This window comes from Burkholderia sp. FL-7-2-10-S1-D7, assembly GCF_001524185.1.
Taxonomy (GTDB): domain Bacteria; phylum Pseudomonadota; class Gammaproteobacteria; order Burkholderiales; family Burkholderiaceae; genus Burkholderia; species Burkholderia diffusa.
The window spans coordinates 155,084-169,528 of the sequence record NZ_LOWY01000100.1 but is presented as its reverse complement, the minus strand read 5'-3'; the positions used below and the strand labels follow the sequence as shown (position 1 = coordinate 169,528).

General features: G+C 65.7%; 17 protein-coding genes and 1 tRNA gene. 9 read left to right on the top strand and 9 right to left on the bottom strand.

The genetic code is table 11. The features are described from left to right. Positions 1-63 precede the first annotated feature (63 nt). The 7 genes from WS75_RS28855 (at position 64) to WS75_RS28830 (ending at position 3,421) form a co-directional block, all read left to right on the top strand. On the top strand, positions 64-366 hold the full coding sequence (locus WS75_RS28855) for a 2Fe-2S iron-sulfur cluster-binding protein (RefSeq protein ID WP_059527056.1): 303 nt from the start codon (positions 64-66) through the stop codon (positions 364-366). A 56-nt stretch (positions 367-422) separates the two neighbouring features. Then, positions 423-917 carry an SRPBCC family protein gene (locus WS75_RS28850; RefSeq protein ID WP_059685739.1) on the top strand — a complete coding sequence of 165 codons (495 nt, stop codon included), beginning with the start codon at positions 423-425 and terminating at the stop codon, positions 915-917. A 104-nt stretch (positions 918-1,021) separates the two neighbouring features. Next, the gene (locus WS75_RS28845; RefSeq protein ID WP_059685734.1) at positions 1,022-1,399 is read left to right on the top strand and encodes a DUF2946 domain-containing protein; all 378 of its coding nucleotides are present in this window, start codon (positions 1,022-1,024) and stop codon (positions 1,397-1,399) included. A gap of 226 nt (positions 1,400-1,625) precedes the next feature. Then, entirely contained in the window at positions 1,626-1,991 is a 366-nt protein-coding gene (gene copC, locus WS75_RS28840) for a copper homeostasis periplasmic binding protein CopC (RefSeq protein ID WP_059685732.1), read from the top strand. Between the two features lie 52 nt (positions 1,992-2,043). Continuing rightward, complete coding sequence (locus WS75_RS28835) at positions 2,044-2,490, top strand: copper chaperone PCu(A)C (protein WP_059685731.1); 447 nt, start codon at positions 2,044-2,046, stop codon at positions 2,488-2,490. A 32-nt stretch (positions 2,491-2,522) separates the two neighbouring features. Beyond that, positions 2,523-2,699: a hypothetical protein gene (locus tag WS75_RS34270; protein ID WP_170296371.1), complete on the top strand. Its 177-nt coding sequence runs from the start codon at positions 2,523-2,525 to the stop codon at positions 2,697-2,699. Between the two features lie 92 nt (positions 2,700-2,791). After that, the gene (locus tag WS75_RS28830; protein WP_059685729.1) at positions 2,792-3,421 is read left to right on the top strand and encodes a LysE family translocator; all 630 of its coding nucleotides are present in this window, start codon (positions 2,792-2,794) and stop codon (positions 3,419-3,421) included. 54 nt (positions 3,422-3,475) lie between these two features. Here the strand turns inward: WS75_RS28830 and WS75_RS28825 are convergent, their stop codons facing one another. After that, entirely contained in the window at positions 3,476-4,798 is a 1,323-nt protein-coding gene (locus WS75_RS28825; protein WP_059685727.1) for a leucine-rich repeat-containing protein kinase family protein, read from the bottom strand. Between the two features lie 146 nt (positions 4,799-4,944). Between WS75_RS28825 and WS75_RS28820 the strand changes: the two genes are divergently transcribed. Beyond that, positions 4,945-5,029: transfer RNA gene (locus WS75_RS28820), tRNA-Leu, on the top strand. Between the two features lie 210 nt (positions 5,030-5,239). On the opposite strand, the gene WS75_RS28815 is transcribed toward WS75_RS28820, so the two are convergent. The 3 genes from WS75_RS28815 to WS75_RS28805 all read right to left on the bottom strand — a co-directional run bounded on the left by WS75_RS28815 (position 5,240) and on the right by WS75_RS28805 (position 7,753). Continuing rightward, positions 5,240-5,521: a YciI family protein gene (locus WS75_RS28815; RefSeq protein ID WP_059685724.1), complete on the bottom strand. Its 282-nt coding sequence runs from the start codon at positions 5,519-5,521 to the stop codon at positions 5,240-5,242. 170 nt (positions 5,522-5,691) lie between these two features. Beyond that, positions 5,692-6,822, bottom strand: coding sequence for an OpgC domain-containing protein (locus WS75_RS28810; protein WP_082729780.1), 1,131 nt, complete (start codon positions 6,820-6,822; stop codon positions 5,692-5,694). A gap of 79 nt (positions 6,823-6,901) precedes the next feature. Then, positions 6,902-7,753 (bottom strand): alpha/beta fold hydrolase, encoded by an 852-nt coding sequence (locus WS75_RS28805; RefSeq protein ID WP_082729779.1) that lies wholly within the window; start codon positions 7,751-7,753, stop codon positions 6,902-6,904. A gap of 229 nt (positions 7,754-7,982) precedes the next feature. Between WS75_RS28805 and WS75_RS28800 the strand changes: the two genes are divergently transcribed. After that, positions 7,983-8,852 carry a helix-turn-helix domain-containing protein gene (locus WS75_RS28800; RefSeq protein WP_179948963.1) on the top strand — a complete coding sequence of 290 codons (870 nt, stop codon included), beginning with the start codon at positions 7,983-7,985 and terminating at the stop codon, positions 8,850-8,852. 59 nt (positions 8,853-8,911) lie between these two features. Here WS75_RS28800 and WS75_RS28795 read toward each other — a convergent pair whose 3' ends face one another. From WS75_RS28795 to WS75_RS28775, 5 genes are all read right to left on the bottom strand, one after another. Beyond that, positions 8,912-9,844, bottom strand: coding sequence for a fumarylacetoacetate hydrolase family protein (locus tag WS75_RS28795; RefSeq protein ID WP_059685716.1), 933 nt, complete (start codon positions 9,842-9,844; stop codon positions 8,912-8,914). Positions 9,845-9,892: 48 nt separating this feature from the next. Further along, positions 9,893-11,200 (bottom strand): MFS transporter, encoded by a 1,308-nt coding sequence (locus WS75_RS28790; protein ID WP_059685714.1) that lies wholly within the window; start codon positions 11,198-11,200, stop codon positions 9,893-9,895. Positions 11,201-11,295: 95 nt separating this feature from the next. Then, positions 11,296-12,483: an acetamidase/formamidase family protein gene (locus WS75_RS28785; protein WP_257129473.1), complete on the bottom strand. Its 1,188-nt coding sequence runs from the start codon at positions 12,481-12,483 to the stop codon at positions 11,296-11,298. Positions 12,484-12,531: 48 nt separating this feature from the next. Next, the gene (locus WS75_RS28780) at positions 12,532-13,008 is read right to left on the bottom strand and encodes a GlcG/HbpS family heme-binding protein (protein WP_059685710.1); all 477 of its coding nucleotides are present in this window, start codon (positions 13,006-13,008) and stop codon (positions 12,532-12,534) included. A 263-nt stretch (positions 13,009-13,271) separates the two neighbouring features. Then, complete coding sequence (locus WS75_RS28775) at positions 13,272-14,402, bottom strand: YncE family protein (RefSeq protein WP_156429912.1); 1,131 nt, start codon at positions 14,400-14,402, stop codon at positions 13,272-13,274. Between the last annotated feature and the right edge of the window lie 43 nt (positions 14,403-14,445).

Sequence of the window (14,445 nt, the reverse complement as noted above, 5' to 3'; positions counted from 1 at the left end):
CCGCCTTCGGGTATGCTTGGCGCTTGCCTTGTTTTGCCGCCGCGCCAGCACCCGCTTCGCCCCATGACCGATCCCGACCACCCGCCTCTCGTGCGCATCGAGCCGCTCGGCGCGACGTTCGACGCCCCCGATTCGCTGACGCTGCTCGAGGCCGCCGCGTTTGCGCACGTCAGGCTGCCGCGCTCGTGCCGCAACGGCACATGCCGAAGCTGCCTGTGCAGGATCGTCAGCGGCAGCGTACGCTATACGATTGAATGGCCGGGTCTGAGCCGCGAGGAAAAGGCCGACGGCTATACGCTGCCGTGCGTGGCCGTGGCGACCTCGGATGTCGTGCTCGACGTGCCCGACGCGGTGATGATCGACTGAACGCGGCGAGCGCGCGTGCGCCGTCCCGCATCAAGGATGCCCGCCTGGAGAACGTGATGACCCAGTCCACCGACCGCATCGAGAAACAAGCCTTGCTCGCCGCGCCGCTGGCGCGCGTCTGGGAAGCCGTCAGCAATGCCGGGGAATTCGGCACCTGGTTCGGCGTGACGTTCGACGGGCCGTTCGTCGCCGACCGGCCGCTGTTCGGCCGCATCACGCCGACGCGCGTCGACGACGACATCGCCCGGGCACAGGAGCCGTATGCCGGCACCGTGTTCGAAATCGTCGTCGATCGCGTCGAGCCGATGCAACGATTCTCCTTTCGCTGGCACCCGTTCGCGATCGATCCGAACCTCGATTACGCGTCCGAGCCGATGACGCTCGTCACGTTCGCACTCGCCGAAGCGAACGGCGGCACGCTGCTGACGATCACCGAAACGGGCTTCGACCAGTTGATCGAAACGCGCCGCGCAAAGGCTCGCGAGATGAACGATCAAGGCTGGGCCGCGCAGATGACGCTGATCACGAAATATCTCGCGAAGCACGCGTAAGCGTGCCGCGCGTCATGCCCGGTATCCGCGTGCCCGCATGCCCGGGCGGCGGGTGCGTGGCATAATCCGCTCCATCGCCGTTCCTGTCCCGCCCCGCGCATCGCATGCTGAGCCGTCGTTTCCGGAAGATCGTCAGTCTGATCGGGATGCTCGCCATCCTGATGACGACGCTCGCGCCGACGATCTCGCAGGCGCTGACGACGCACGACCGCGTCGACTCGCTCCTTGCCGGTTACTGCACGGCCGGGCCGGCGGGCGGCAACCATGCCGGCGATGCGTCGTCGAAAAGCCTGCAGGCCCATCTGCAGGCTTGCGGCTATTGCAACCTGCTCGCCCATACACCCGCGCTGCCCGCGCCCGAACTGACGTTCGCGGCCAACTTCCACCCGCGCCAGCATCGCGAAGCAACCCGCTTCGAAAGCCTGCGCCGCACGCTGCCGCGCACGGCCGCGCAACCGCGCGCCCCGCCGCTCGCGTCCTGATTCGTCGTCACCGCGCGTGATGCCCTCGCGCATCACGCCGTCCGCACGCGCGCCGCGCGTGCATGCCGTGTCACGTTTCGAAGGACGATCTCATGTTCGACCGTATTGCTCGGGGCATCGTGCCTTGCGTGCGCTCGCCCGCCTCCGGCGGCCACGCGTGCACGAACGCGCGACCATTCGTCGAATGCATCGTTCTCCTTGTCATTTCCAACCGGATCATCCCGTCATGAAAACCACTGCTTTCGTCCGCGGCGCACTCGTCGCACTCAGCTTCGTCGTCGCACAGGCTGCGCACGCGCACGCACACCCGAAAAACCTGGACCCGGCCGCCAACGCCACGCTGTCGAGCGCGCCGCACGCAGTCACGATCGACTTCAGCGAAACGCTCGAACCCGCATTCAGTTCGATCGCCGTCACCGACAGCCATGGACAGTCGGTCGTCGACGGGAAAGCCGCCATCGACGCCGGCAACCGGAAGCGGATGCATGTGGAGCTGGCGAACCTGACGCCGGGCACGTACACCGTCGCTTGGGTTGCGGTGGCGACCGACGGGCATCGCACGCAGGGCCACTACACGTTCACGCTGAAGTAACGCACACGATGCCCGCGCGGCGATCTTCCCTACCCGATCAGGAACACACTCGATGAAACGCTCGATTCCGACCAGCCTGCTGTTTGCACTGCTGGCGCTGCAGGCGCCCGCCACGTTCGCCGCATCGGCCGTCCAGGCCGATGCCTGCTGGATCCGCACGATGCCGGCGACGGTGCCGTCGTCCGGTTATTTCACGCTGAAGAACGACGGCGACAAGCCCGTCACGCTCACGGGCGTCGATACGCCCGCGTTCGGGATGGCGATGATGCACGAAACGCAGACGGCCGGCAGCACCGCGAAAATGGTTCACGTCGACGCGGTCGACGTGCCCGCGCACGGCACGGTGACGTTCAGGCCGAAGGGCTATCACGTGATGCTGGAGGAACCGCGCCAGCCCGTCGCGCCCGGCGCGAAGGTACCGCTCCGGCTGCATTTCGCCGACGGCGCGACGGTGTCCGTGACCTGCGACGCGAAGGCGCCCGCCTACACCGGCCAGTAACGCCGCAACCGCATCGACCGAAGGAGACGCACATGAGCAAGGAACGCGTGCCGCTGGCCAGCCTGATCGTCCGCTACCGGACGCCGCTGAACGTCGCCGTGTTGATCGCCTGCGGGTTGTGGGCGGCGTGGATCGCGTGGATGACGCGGCCTTCCGCGATCGATTCGCCGTCGTCGATCGCCGCATACTGCGTGCGCGACACACGCTGACGCGCCGCGCCGGTTCCGGCGGCGCTCCGCGTCATTTTGGCGTGGCATCATCGCTTCATCCCGACCGCCGGAACCCCCTCCCGGAGCAACGCATGTCCATTCAGACCTGGATGCTGTTTGCCGCCGCCTATCTCGCGACGACGCTGTCGCCAGGCCCCAACGTGCTGCTCGTCATCCGCAACACGGTGCGCTACGGCTCGCGCGGTACCGCCGCGACGATCGCGGGCAACCTCGTCGCACAAGGCGCGGTGGTCGTGCTCGTCGCGCTCGGCGTCGGCGCGGTGCTGGCCGCGATGCCGCCGCTATTCATCGCGATGAAGGTCGTCGGCGCCGCGTACCTGATGTTCCTGGGCATCCGGCAACTGCGCGGCGACCGCAATGCACGCTCGCCCGACGGCCGGGCCGCGACCGTCGAGCCCGACCGCAGGAAGCTGTTCCGCGAAGCGCTGTTCGTGTCGGGCAGCAATCCGAAGACGATGATCTTCCTGTCGGCGTTCATGCCGCAGTTCATCGCACACGGTCGCCCGCTCGCGATGCAGTTCGTCGTGATGTACGTGACGATCGCATGCACCGTCGTCGTCGTGCACAGCGTCTATTCGTTCGGCGTGCGCCGGCTCCATCGTGGTATCGGCGTCAGCCCGTGGGTACGCGCGGCCAAGCGCGCCAGCGGGCTGCTGTTCGTCGGGCTCGGTATCAAGCTGCTGACCGCACGGCAGGCATAAGCGTCCGCACGGCGAGGGCCGGCGATGGCCGGCGCCGCGGTGCGGTCGGAACCGTCAGTCCTTGGCGGCCAGCGTGGCCGCAATCTCGCCGAACGACGGCCGTGCGTCGATCTCCTCGTTCAGGCAGGCGGCGGCCAGCGCGTCGAGTACGTGCGAACCTTCCCACGCGCGCGGCTCGCATCGCGCCAGCAACTCGCCGAGCAGATAGCCGAACGCCCTGACTTCCAGCCGTTCGAGCCGCGCCGCGCGCACGCGGTCGTTCACGTCGTAGACCGACGCCGCGCCGAAATCGCCGAGCAGCGCGCCGCCCTTGCCGTCGTGCAGGATGTTGTGCGCGTACAGGTCGCCGTGCATGATGCCGCGCGCGTGCAGATGCGCTGCAACCGACGCGATACCGAGCGCGATCCGCGATGCGTCGGCCGGCGCGAATCGCTCATCGGCCGCATAGACGTCGCGCGTGCAGGACGCAAAGCTCGGCGGCCCGGCGAGGTTCGTCAGCGCCGGATCGACCAGTTCCATCACGAGGCCGTGCGTGCCGTCCGGATGGCCACGCACCTTGCCGATCACCGGAATCATGTTCGGGTGACGCCCGGCGTGCAGGCACGCGGCCATTTCGCAATCGGGCAGCCCGTCGCTCGTCACGGCCCCCTTGAACAGCTTGACCGCGACCGCGCGCGGCACTTGGCCGTCCACCCGCCACTGCGCGCGATAAATGACACCCGATGCGCCTTCGCCGAGCTTCCGATCGAGGGCGAGCGACGTCCAGTCGATGTCCGCGACGCCGGGCTCGGCCGAAGCCGCCGCTTCCGGCGCGGTGCCGAACGGATTGCCCGCTGACGCGAGCCACGCGAGACGCGGCAGACGCAGCAACCAGTCGGGCAGTTCGTCCAGCCGGTTCGCCGACAGCCGCACCAGTTCGAGCGCACGGCACGCGGCCATGTCGGGCGGCAACGCGCGCAGCCGGTTGCCCGCGAGCATCAGCTTCTGCAAGCGCGAACAGTCGCCGATCTCGGCGGGTAGCGCGTCGATTTCGTTGTCGGTCAGGATCAGCCAGCGCAGCGCGCGCGGCAGCGAACGGCGCGGCACCGTGCGGATCCGGTTCGCCTTGAAGCCGATCATGTCGAGCTGGGCGCATGTGCCGAGCACTTCGGGAAATTCGGTGAAACGATTGCCGGACGCGAATAGGATGCGCAGGCGATGCAGCCGCGACAGATCGTCCGGCAGCGCCGACAGCGCATTGCCGGACAGGTCGAGCACTTCGAGCGTGTCGGCCAGATCGAAGATTTCGCGCGGAAATTCGGTCAGCCCGCACGCGAGCTTGAGTTGCCGGGCGCCCGACAGCTGGCCGGCCTGCAGTTGTTCGAGGGTGGTGGTCACGGGGAGAAAGCGGATGGCGGTAGCGATGGTCGTCGGACCGATCGTCCGAATTCTACCGGGATCGCCCTCACGAACGCCGCAATCGTGTCACACCCCCTTCACAAACGAGCAATGTGGCGCTAGAATTGCGCCCCTTGTAGTGCAGTGCCGACGTGGTGAAATTGGTAGACACGCTATCTTGAGGGGGTAGTGGCGAAAGCTGTGCGAGTTCGAGTCTCGCCGTCGGCACCAGATGCGGTTTCTCCGCATTTCGGGCATTTCCATCAAACCCGCGGCAGCGCAAGGCTTCGCGGGTTTTTTGTTTGCATCGTGTTCCCGGCCCCGCAGCGGAACAACTGCAACGGACCGGACCGGCGCCACCGCGCACGAGGCGGCCTGCATCCGCATGTGCTCGCTCACGGCGGCGCCATCCGAATCCGATGGGCCGCGCGCAACAACGCATCAGTGCTCATCCGCCCGGTTCAGGAAAAACCGGATATCGACCGTCTTCCAGATGCCTTCCGTGTTGAACGGGTCGTCGTGCACGAGTTGCCGCACCGCGTCGATATCGTCCGCTTCATAGAGAAACAGGCTCCCGCTCACCGAGCCGTCCGGATCGATAAGCGGCCCGGCAATCCGTGCCTTCAACGGTGAAGCCAGCAACCGCGCCTTATGCGCTGCAAAGTGGGTCTGACGACGCTGCGCCATACCCGGGTGATCGAGGCAATAAACGATGAAGAGCATGTTCCTTCCTTGGGGGATGCGAGCCGCCGACGGCAGTGCCGCCGGACATCGGCGAGACCCGCTTCGCCCGCCTCTGCCGGATGGCGCATATCGGATCACGTGTCCAGGTTCTCGTTGACAGGACTATACGGCTCGCATCGCCCGGGGCGTTGACCGAAAGATGCGCCCGCTTACCCGATCGTCCGCATTTCGTCGTCTGCGCCCATTGTCTCGGCAACGCGAGACACCGCGACGCGACGCTTGCACCTGCGCGCCACAGCTGCGGTACCGACCAGTACCGCGAACACGAGCACGTCGCCTGCCAATCCCGCGAAAAACGGAACCCGATGGGGTTCGCTCGCTCTCAATGCGGTGTCGATCAGGAGCGAGGCGACCGCGCCCACGACAAAGCAGGCGACTCCCTGCTGGCCGACGTTCACGATGAAACGCGAGCGCTGCGCAACGCCGCGCAACCAGCCACGCTGCACCATGACCGCAACCGGCCACGCGATCACGGCAAAGCCGATGACCCGTATCGACGCGAGATTCTGTTTCATGACGCCCGGCATCGGCTGCGGTTGAAGCGCGAGCTTCGTCACCGCGAAAGCCAGGGCGATACCGATCGAGATACGTGTCAGCCACGCTCCCGTCCGGGACGCATGGAACGCGGCGGGCACCGGATGCAATCGCACGAGCATCCCGGCTACGAACATCAACTGCCATGCAAACGGATTGAATCCCCAGCCGGTTCCAGTCGCACTGGGCAGCATCGGGCCAAGCAGCGGCGCGAGGAGCCACATGGCGAGACTGACGAGCAATGTGCCGACAGGCATGCCCCGCACGTAAGGCGCAACGACGCTCACGCATAACGCAAACACGGCATACATCGACAATACCGCGGCCAGGTACGGCTGATGCCGGAAGCTTGCGATTTCGCCCGCCATCGCCAGCGGCTGTCTCGCAAAGAGCGGCCATTCGGTTTGCGCGATCATCGGCGTGTGAAGATGAAGTGCCGTCATCAGCGCGCCACAACCGAGCATCAGACCGGCCGTGACGAGATAGGCCCGGTAGATCTGTTCGCTGCGCCTGACAAACCTGAGCCGCGCCGCGTCGTGGCCGTGCTTCGCCGCAATGGCGTCGTAGCCGGCGGCGGACGCGTAACCCGCCAGGAACACGAATACTTCGGCCGCATCGCAAAAGGCATAGCCGTGCAACGTGAACTTCGCCAATGCGCTGCCCGACACGTGATCGATGGCGATCACGATCAGCACGACTCCGCGAATAAAATCGACTTCGACGGATCGACGAACGCCTGATCTCATTCGGATTCCTCCATTTAAGCCGGACATCTGACGAACGTGCGAGCGGAACCACGTCGTCAGAAGGAATCAATCGACGCGATCAGCGTCCGTAGCGCAACAGGAAATCCCTCAGCTTCGGATTGACGTCGTGGGCGTGGGTCAGGTTCGGCGTGTGTCCGGCACCGGCCACACTGAACAGTCCTTTGGAGTTCGGCAGCCTCTCGGCAAGTGCCTCGCCGCAACGGAGCGGGATGGCTGCATCGGCATCGCCATGGAATACGATCGACGCGTGAGTGATCTCGCCGAGCCGCGGCGTGATATCGTCGCGTGCCGTCAGCGCATCGACCGGGCATTCGAAGTTGTCACGCGGCATTCTCAGCCACTTCGCGATCCACGCCGACGCGGGATAGTCGGCACCGAGCAAGAACCCGGCGAGGTGCACGGCGACGTTGGCCGCGCCATTACGCGCCCACTCCGTCTTGAGCTCCTCGAACGAGGCGGTCACCGATGCGTCGTCGAGATCGCTTCGCGTCGCGATCAGCGCGAGCGCGCGAAACCTGGCGGGCTCGAGCAGCGCCGCGCGCATCGACACGAACCCACCCTGCGACATCCCGACCAGCGAAGCCGACGCAATTTCAAGGTGATCGAGCAGCGCGATCAGGTCGCGTGCCGAATCCCAGTAACTGAACGCCCGGTCGACCGGCCCCGTCGAGCCAAAGCCGCGCTGATCCCAGACGACGCAACGAAACGTATCGTCCAGTGCCGCGACGTTGGGGCGAAACATTTCGCCATCCATCAGAAATCCATGACTGAAAACGACAACCGGTGCTTCTCGTGGACCCGATTCCTCAAAGGCGAAACGGATACCCTCGCGCTCAAACCATGCCTTCATCCTCAGCCTCTCGTCAGCTCGAACCAATCGGGGCTGCGCCATGCGGCCCGCTTGCGTCACACTCTATCGTGCGCGTTGCTTCGGCGATGGTCGATTGAAGCGGCCACTTACCCGATCGTCCGGTTTTTATGGCGATGCGTGTCGAGCGCTGCGCATGCAACATCTGCGATCTTCCCCGGATTGACGCGCCGCCGGGCATTTGATTAAGTAGACGGCTTGTGCGGACGTTCAAGCGATGCCTCATTGTCGCGACGGCGCTCCAGCCGCGGCGATACCGGAGAAGGTTGAAATGGTGCTAGCAGCAATGGAATCGGAAAAGCCGGTATGGATACTGCAAGGCGAGTTCGGCCGTGCCACGGTGAACTTCATCAGCCGGCCGCTTGTCGCGCATGCGCACTCGCAGTACCAGTTCCTGTTCAAGCTCGGCGGGAGCGATTGCGATTTCCGGATGGGTGCCGAGGAATGCACGCTCAGCGCCGACTCCGCCATCTGCCTGAATCCATGGGTCGAACACGCCAAGTGCGCGAACAAGGACACGCCGTCGCTGATCCTGTCGCTCGTGATCGAAACGCCCTGGCTGCGCAAGCGGCTCGGCCTGGCGGACGGTGGCCCGGCTGACATCTTCCCGCGCAGGATCGTGGTCGTGACGCCGGACGTGCAGCATCACGTCGATCGCCTGGCGGCCGCCATCACGAATCATCTCGTTGCGCAGGATGCCGGCTGCCTGCCGATTCTCGAGGATCTCGTCACGGCGCTCGGGCGCGATTTTGCCGATCCGGAGCTGACGACACGCATCGCACCGTCGACGCGTCCGGTCGACTTCAGAATCAGGAAGGCGCTCGACTTCATCAAGCGCGCGCCGTCCGCGAACATGACGGTCACGCAGGTCGCCTCGGAGGTCGGGCTGTCGAGGTCGCGTTTTTTCGAGCAATTCCGGCGCTGCATGGGCATCTCGCCGCAGCACTTCATCGACTGGGTTCGAATGTCGCACGCCATCCGGCTGCTCGCGGAAAGCGACCGGCCGCTCGCCGACATCGCGGACGAGCTCGGCTTCGAAGAGCATAGCCACTTCACTCGCTTCTTTGCGCAGCACATGGGCGTGCCGCCGAGCGATTTTCGCCGGCATTCGGTCAAGCTCGATCTCGAGCGACTCGACTGACCGGCGCGGCGGCGCGGCCGGTCTGCCGCATGCGCGCGGACGCGCACATGCGGCGCAGGTCAGGCCAGCAGGTCGGACGGGTCGGCAATCACCGGATTTCCCAGCACGCCCAGTCCGTCGATCTCGATTTCGACCCAGTCGCCCGGACGCATGTGTACGAGACCCGGTGTCGGAAACGGCCCGTACTGTCGCGACAGGTCATTGCCGTCCACGTCGTCCGGCGCCGGCTTCAGCGCGCCCGGCGTCCCCATCGCGATCAGGTCGCCCGGTCGCAGCCGGTAGCCGCGACTCAGGTAGCTGACGGTGCGCGCGACGTCGATCAGCATGTCGTCGAGGGGCGCGCGCTGCCGGACGATGCCATTGATCCGCGTGAGCACCGTGTGCTTCGCCGGGTCGCCGAACTCGTCCGACGTCATCAGCCACGGGCCGTACGACCCCGACGCCTCGAAACATTTTCCGAGGCCGAATTGCCGGTTGTGCACCTGGTATTCGCGCACCGAGCCCTCGTTCAGGCACGTGTAGCCGGCGACGTATTCGAGCGCACGTTCGACGGGGATGTAGCGCCCCGGCTTGCCGATGATCACGCCGAGCTCGCCCTCGTAGTCGAATGCGCGTGCGACCGCTTCCGGCGGCGCGACGATCGACTCGCCCGCGCCGACGTACGACGCGGCCGTGCGCAGGAACAAATGCGGATAGTCGGGATTCGTTTGCAGGCCCGTCTCGGCGATGTGGCTCTTGAAGTTCAGTGCGAGCGCCCACATCGCGTTCGGCCGGCCGAGGAACGGCTTCAGCGTCACGGACGCGAGCAGCCGGTTGCCAGTCTTGCCGGCGGCCGATGCGCGCAGACGTTCGAGCCCGTCGTCCATCTCGAGAATCTCGATCAGATCCGCGGGCAGATCCGGTGCGATTTCCGCGACGGGGACGAAATGCGTGTTGCTGGTGACGACGCCGAGCGCTTGATGGCCCGCGTCCGAGTAAGCAATGATTTTCATGATTGAGCGTGATTCCGCAAGTTTCCAGGAAGACGTGTCGAAAGCGATTCAGTGCGCGGCCGGCGCGCCGCCCGCGGTCAGTTCGCGACTGGCCGCACGGCGACCGACGATCGCCAGCACGCCGAGCGCAGCGATCGCGGCGATCGCCGGCACCACGGCGACGAGTACGATGTCGCGCGGATCCCAGCCTGTCGCGAGCAGCGCCCCGCCGATCGCCGGGCCGACGAACGAACCGATCCGCCCGATTGCATGGCCCCAGCCGACGCCGGTGGCGCGGATGCCCGGCGGATAAAACGCGACCGCAAGCGCCGTCTGCCCCATGATCCCGTTCACGAGTCCGGCGCCGATCACGCCGATCGACAGCAGCACGGTCGACGGCGACAACGCGGCCTGACTCAGCGCCGCAATGCCGGCGATCACGCAGACGATCCCCACCGCCAGCGCCGACTTCACGCGCAACCTCCCCGAAACCGTCATCGCCGTCACCGCGGCCGTCATCAGCAGGTTGCCGCTCAATCCGCCGACACTGAACGCGGCCATGCCGGCCGGTGCCCGATCCAGCGAAAAGCCGAACGACAGAAGCATGGTCGGAAGCCAGAACAACAGTGCATAGACGTCCATGAAGATCAGGAACGAGAACAGCCACAGCACGCCGGTATAGCCCGCGCGTCCGTCAGCGAACAGCGCGCGCACCGGACTCGCCACCGGCTGCTCCGGACGCTGCGTATCCGTCGCCGTGGATGCGGCTGCGGCTGCGGGCAGGATCCGGAAGAACGCAGGCGCGACCACGAACGGCAATACGCCGCCGATCAGGAACACCGACTGCCAGCCGAAGCCGTGCATCAGCGGGCCGCCGATCAGCCCGCCGGTCACGGCACCGACCGACATCCCGGTCGTCACCAGCACCGACGCGGCGACCTTGTGCTTCGTGCCGATGATCGACGCCGAAGCCGTGATCGCGATCGGCAGTGCCGCACCCAGTCCGATCGCCGCCATCACCCGCATCACCGACAGCAGCGCCACGCTGCCCGCGGACATCGTCAGTAGCGTGCAGCCGCCGAACAGCGCGACGCTGGCCAGCCCGACCGCACGATGTCCGAAGCGATTGGCCAGCGAGCCCGTGACGATGAAGCCGATCGCCGCGCCGACGTTCGTCGCGACGAAAACCGGTGTGAACGCAGCCGGCGCGAGATGCCATTCCCGAGCCAGCGTCGGAACGACGAACGAGATCGACGTCGTGTTGAAGCCGTCGAGCACGACGACGAGAAAGCAAACGAGCAGCGCGACTGCCCGGCTCATTCCGCCGACTGCCGACATGCCGGCGTCGCCTGCGGTCTTTTGATCATTCAGTTTCACTACGCAACCTCCTGCGGCGCGCGCGGCCCGGTTCGCCGTGAAGCGCGGACCCGGCGCGTGCGGCCGCTTGTTCCCAAGCCGTAAAGAGCGTGCGCCTATGCGCGCACGGAATCCGACAGGCGCCGCAGCATCTCGGCGGAGAAAATATTCTTCGGCACCATGCAGTGCACGCCTTTCGGCGGTTCCGTCTTGTAGACGGTGCCGGTCTGGTGCGCGTACTGCGTGATCCGGAAGCTCCCCGCGACGCTCAGGATGCCGTAGCAATCGACCGGCGGAATCCCGGTGGCCGACGACATCCATCCGATCGTTTGACGAATGCACGCGACGAGCGCATCGTCGAGGCTATCGGCGAAACCGAAGCCGATCCAGTGCTCCGGGGTCTCGGCCATCGGGCCGTTGAGCGACGATCGCTTGTGGAGCAGGAACTGGATCCGCATCTCCTCGAACGCGGATTCGATCGACGTCTGATCGATGTTGCCCTCGCCCGATGCCCCCATCGACCCACCCGTCCACACGCGTGCGCCGGCGACCTGCACGGGCAGAAATACCGATGTCCCGACGCCGAGCACGGCGCAGTCGAGATTGCCGCCGTAGCTACCGGCGAAGTTCGCACTTGTCACCCGGTCGCCGGGCGGCTGGGTGCCGAGATAAGCCTGAAACGGCTTCAGCGGAATCCGCACGCCCGGTACGTACGACGCGTAGGTGCGCGCGTCGTCGAACTTCAGGTAACGAAGATACGGACCGAAATCGCCGGGCAGTGCGCCGACGCCCGGGGGCGCGGAATTCCAGCCCCAATCGATCGGCCGCATCTTCAGCATGCGGCATTCGACCACGTCGCCAGGTTCGGCGCCTTCGATCTCCACGGGTCCGATCAACGAGAATGCGCCGTTCGGATATTTCTTGCGGATCGGCTCGCGCTCCTTGAAGCCCATCCCGTACTTCGCTTCATTGCCCCAGTTGGTCCACGTGCCGTCGTACCAGACCGTGTCGCCGGACCGGATCGACGCGGCGGCCTCGGCATCGGGTGTCATTTGACCGACCTGCACCGTTTTCCACGACGGCACGAGCTTCACCGTCTTGCCGCCCGGAACCACACGTATCGTGGCTGCCGGCGCCTTCTGGGCTGCCGTTTGCGCGCGTGCGACGCCGACGAAACCGGCCGCGATCGCGCCAAAGCCGAGCTTCAGCATGGTGCGGCGGCATTGCGCGGTCCCGTCCATCGTCACCGCACCGCGCGTCTCCATGTCGCTTGCCGGGGCGTCGGCCGAGTGTTCCATTTCCATGTTGTGTCTCATACGTCTTCCAGACCTGGTTTTAAGGACAATGCGCGTTCAACGCGCGGATTGAGCGCCGAGCCCGGCGATTGCCTTCAGCACGACCTGATCGTCGATCTCGGACGGCGCGCCGGCGGCGCCGAGCGCGCCGAGCAGATGGCCGTTCATGAACACGGGGAACGTGCCGCGGCCGGGCAGGAACGGCGCGTAATAACCGGCGCCGGACATGTTGCTGTACTCGGACGGATCGTCGCGATAGCGATGCTCGAGCGTGACGCCGGATTGGCCGCCGAGCGCGACCGACGCGAATGCCTTGCCGCGCGCGAAGTCGATACTCGAAAACGACGCGCCGTCCATCCGCACCGCGGCGAGCAGATGACCGCCGGGATCGACGACAGCGAAGCCCATCGCCAGGTGTCGTGCGTTCGCTTCGGCGATTGCGAGCGAGAGCAGCGTCTGCGTCTGTGCATAGCTCAGGACATAGGTCGGCATCGCGACGTTGTCGTGGGTGTCTTCGGCGAACGAAGCGTGCATCGCGCCCGCGAATCCAGCCCAAACGCTAAGCACCTTCACCCACCACCGGGCCCGTAACCTGAATTTCAATTCCATCTCCTGACTCCGCTTCGCCCTGTACGCTCGAGCCCCAGCGTACGTCCGGCCACGCCGCATGACCTAACCATCCAGCCTCGCGGCTTACCGTCGAGTCCGATATTCGGTTTCACGCAGCGGTCGAGCGGGGGTGTTCGAAAAAGTCCGCGGGAGCCCATCTCCCGCGGAAAATCACCACACTGGAGCCCTTATTCCGTCGCGAACACCGCGACGCCGGTTCCCGGGAACTGCGCGGACGAGCCGGCACCGTACGGAACGAACACGTGATGCGACGCACCGTCGACCGCGACCGAATGCGAGAACTTGCCGGTCGGAACGATCGCGACGAGGCTACGCGTGCTGGCGTCGATGATCCCCAGCGAGGGGTCGAACTTCGCGTCCTTCGCACCGACCCGCGATACGTTGTCGGCCGAGTGGTGGCCGCCGGCAAGGAAGTAGCGATTCGAAACCGGGTCGTAGGCCACCTCGTCGGCACCGCCGAACGGCAATTGCGCGAGCGGCGTACCGTTCGTCCGGTCGATGATCAGCGTCGTCTGCTTGCCGCCTTCGTCGGGATCGCAGCCGATCAGCGCATCGTTACCCGGCCCGAGCGCGAGACCGCTCGGGCTGTCGCAGCCCTTCAGCTTCAGCGCGGCCTGAACGATCGGCTTGCCTTCGAGCACCGACTTCACCGGGATCAGGTCGACCTCGCCCTTGGGGTTGGCCTTCGTCCCGTCGTTGTTCAACACGAAGTTGTCGTTCTTCGCGTCGAACTCGCACGCCTCGAGGCCGCTCGAATCCGCGAGCGGCATCTTCGCAATCACCGAATGCGTGTCGGTATTGATGAAGGTCACGAACGGGGGCTGCTCGCCGCCGCTCGAGAACATCGCGACATGATGCTCGGGGGCAAGGCAGCCTTCGTCCGCACGAATGCCCGACGTGCTGACCTCGATGCGCTTGACGAGCTGCTTCGATGCAACGTCGATCACCTTGACGGCGTTCACGTCACCCACATACACCAGCGACGTGCCGGGAATCGGCAGCACGCCCGACGGGCCCGACTTTTCGTGCGACGGACCGATACCCGCGAAGTCGGCCTTGATCCGGTCGCGCAGCTTCATCGTGGTCGCATCGAACACGTCGAGTGTCCCGTTCGCGCCGTCAGCGAGGTAGTAGTTGCCGTCCGATGCTGCGCTGATATCGAAACCGAACGGCTTTTCGCTCGTGACCGGAATGGTCGTAATCAACTTCGGTCCGCCACCGGCGGCATCGGCTCCCCACGCAACGGCGGCGGCGGCCGTCAGGCTCATCATTGCGAATGCGACATAGGCTTTTTTCATCATTGACTCCTCCTGGTACTCATCGATAGACCCGGTTCGAACC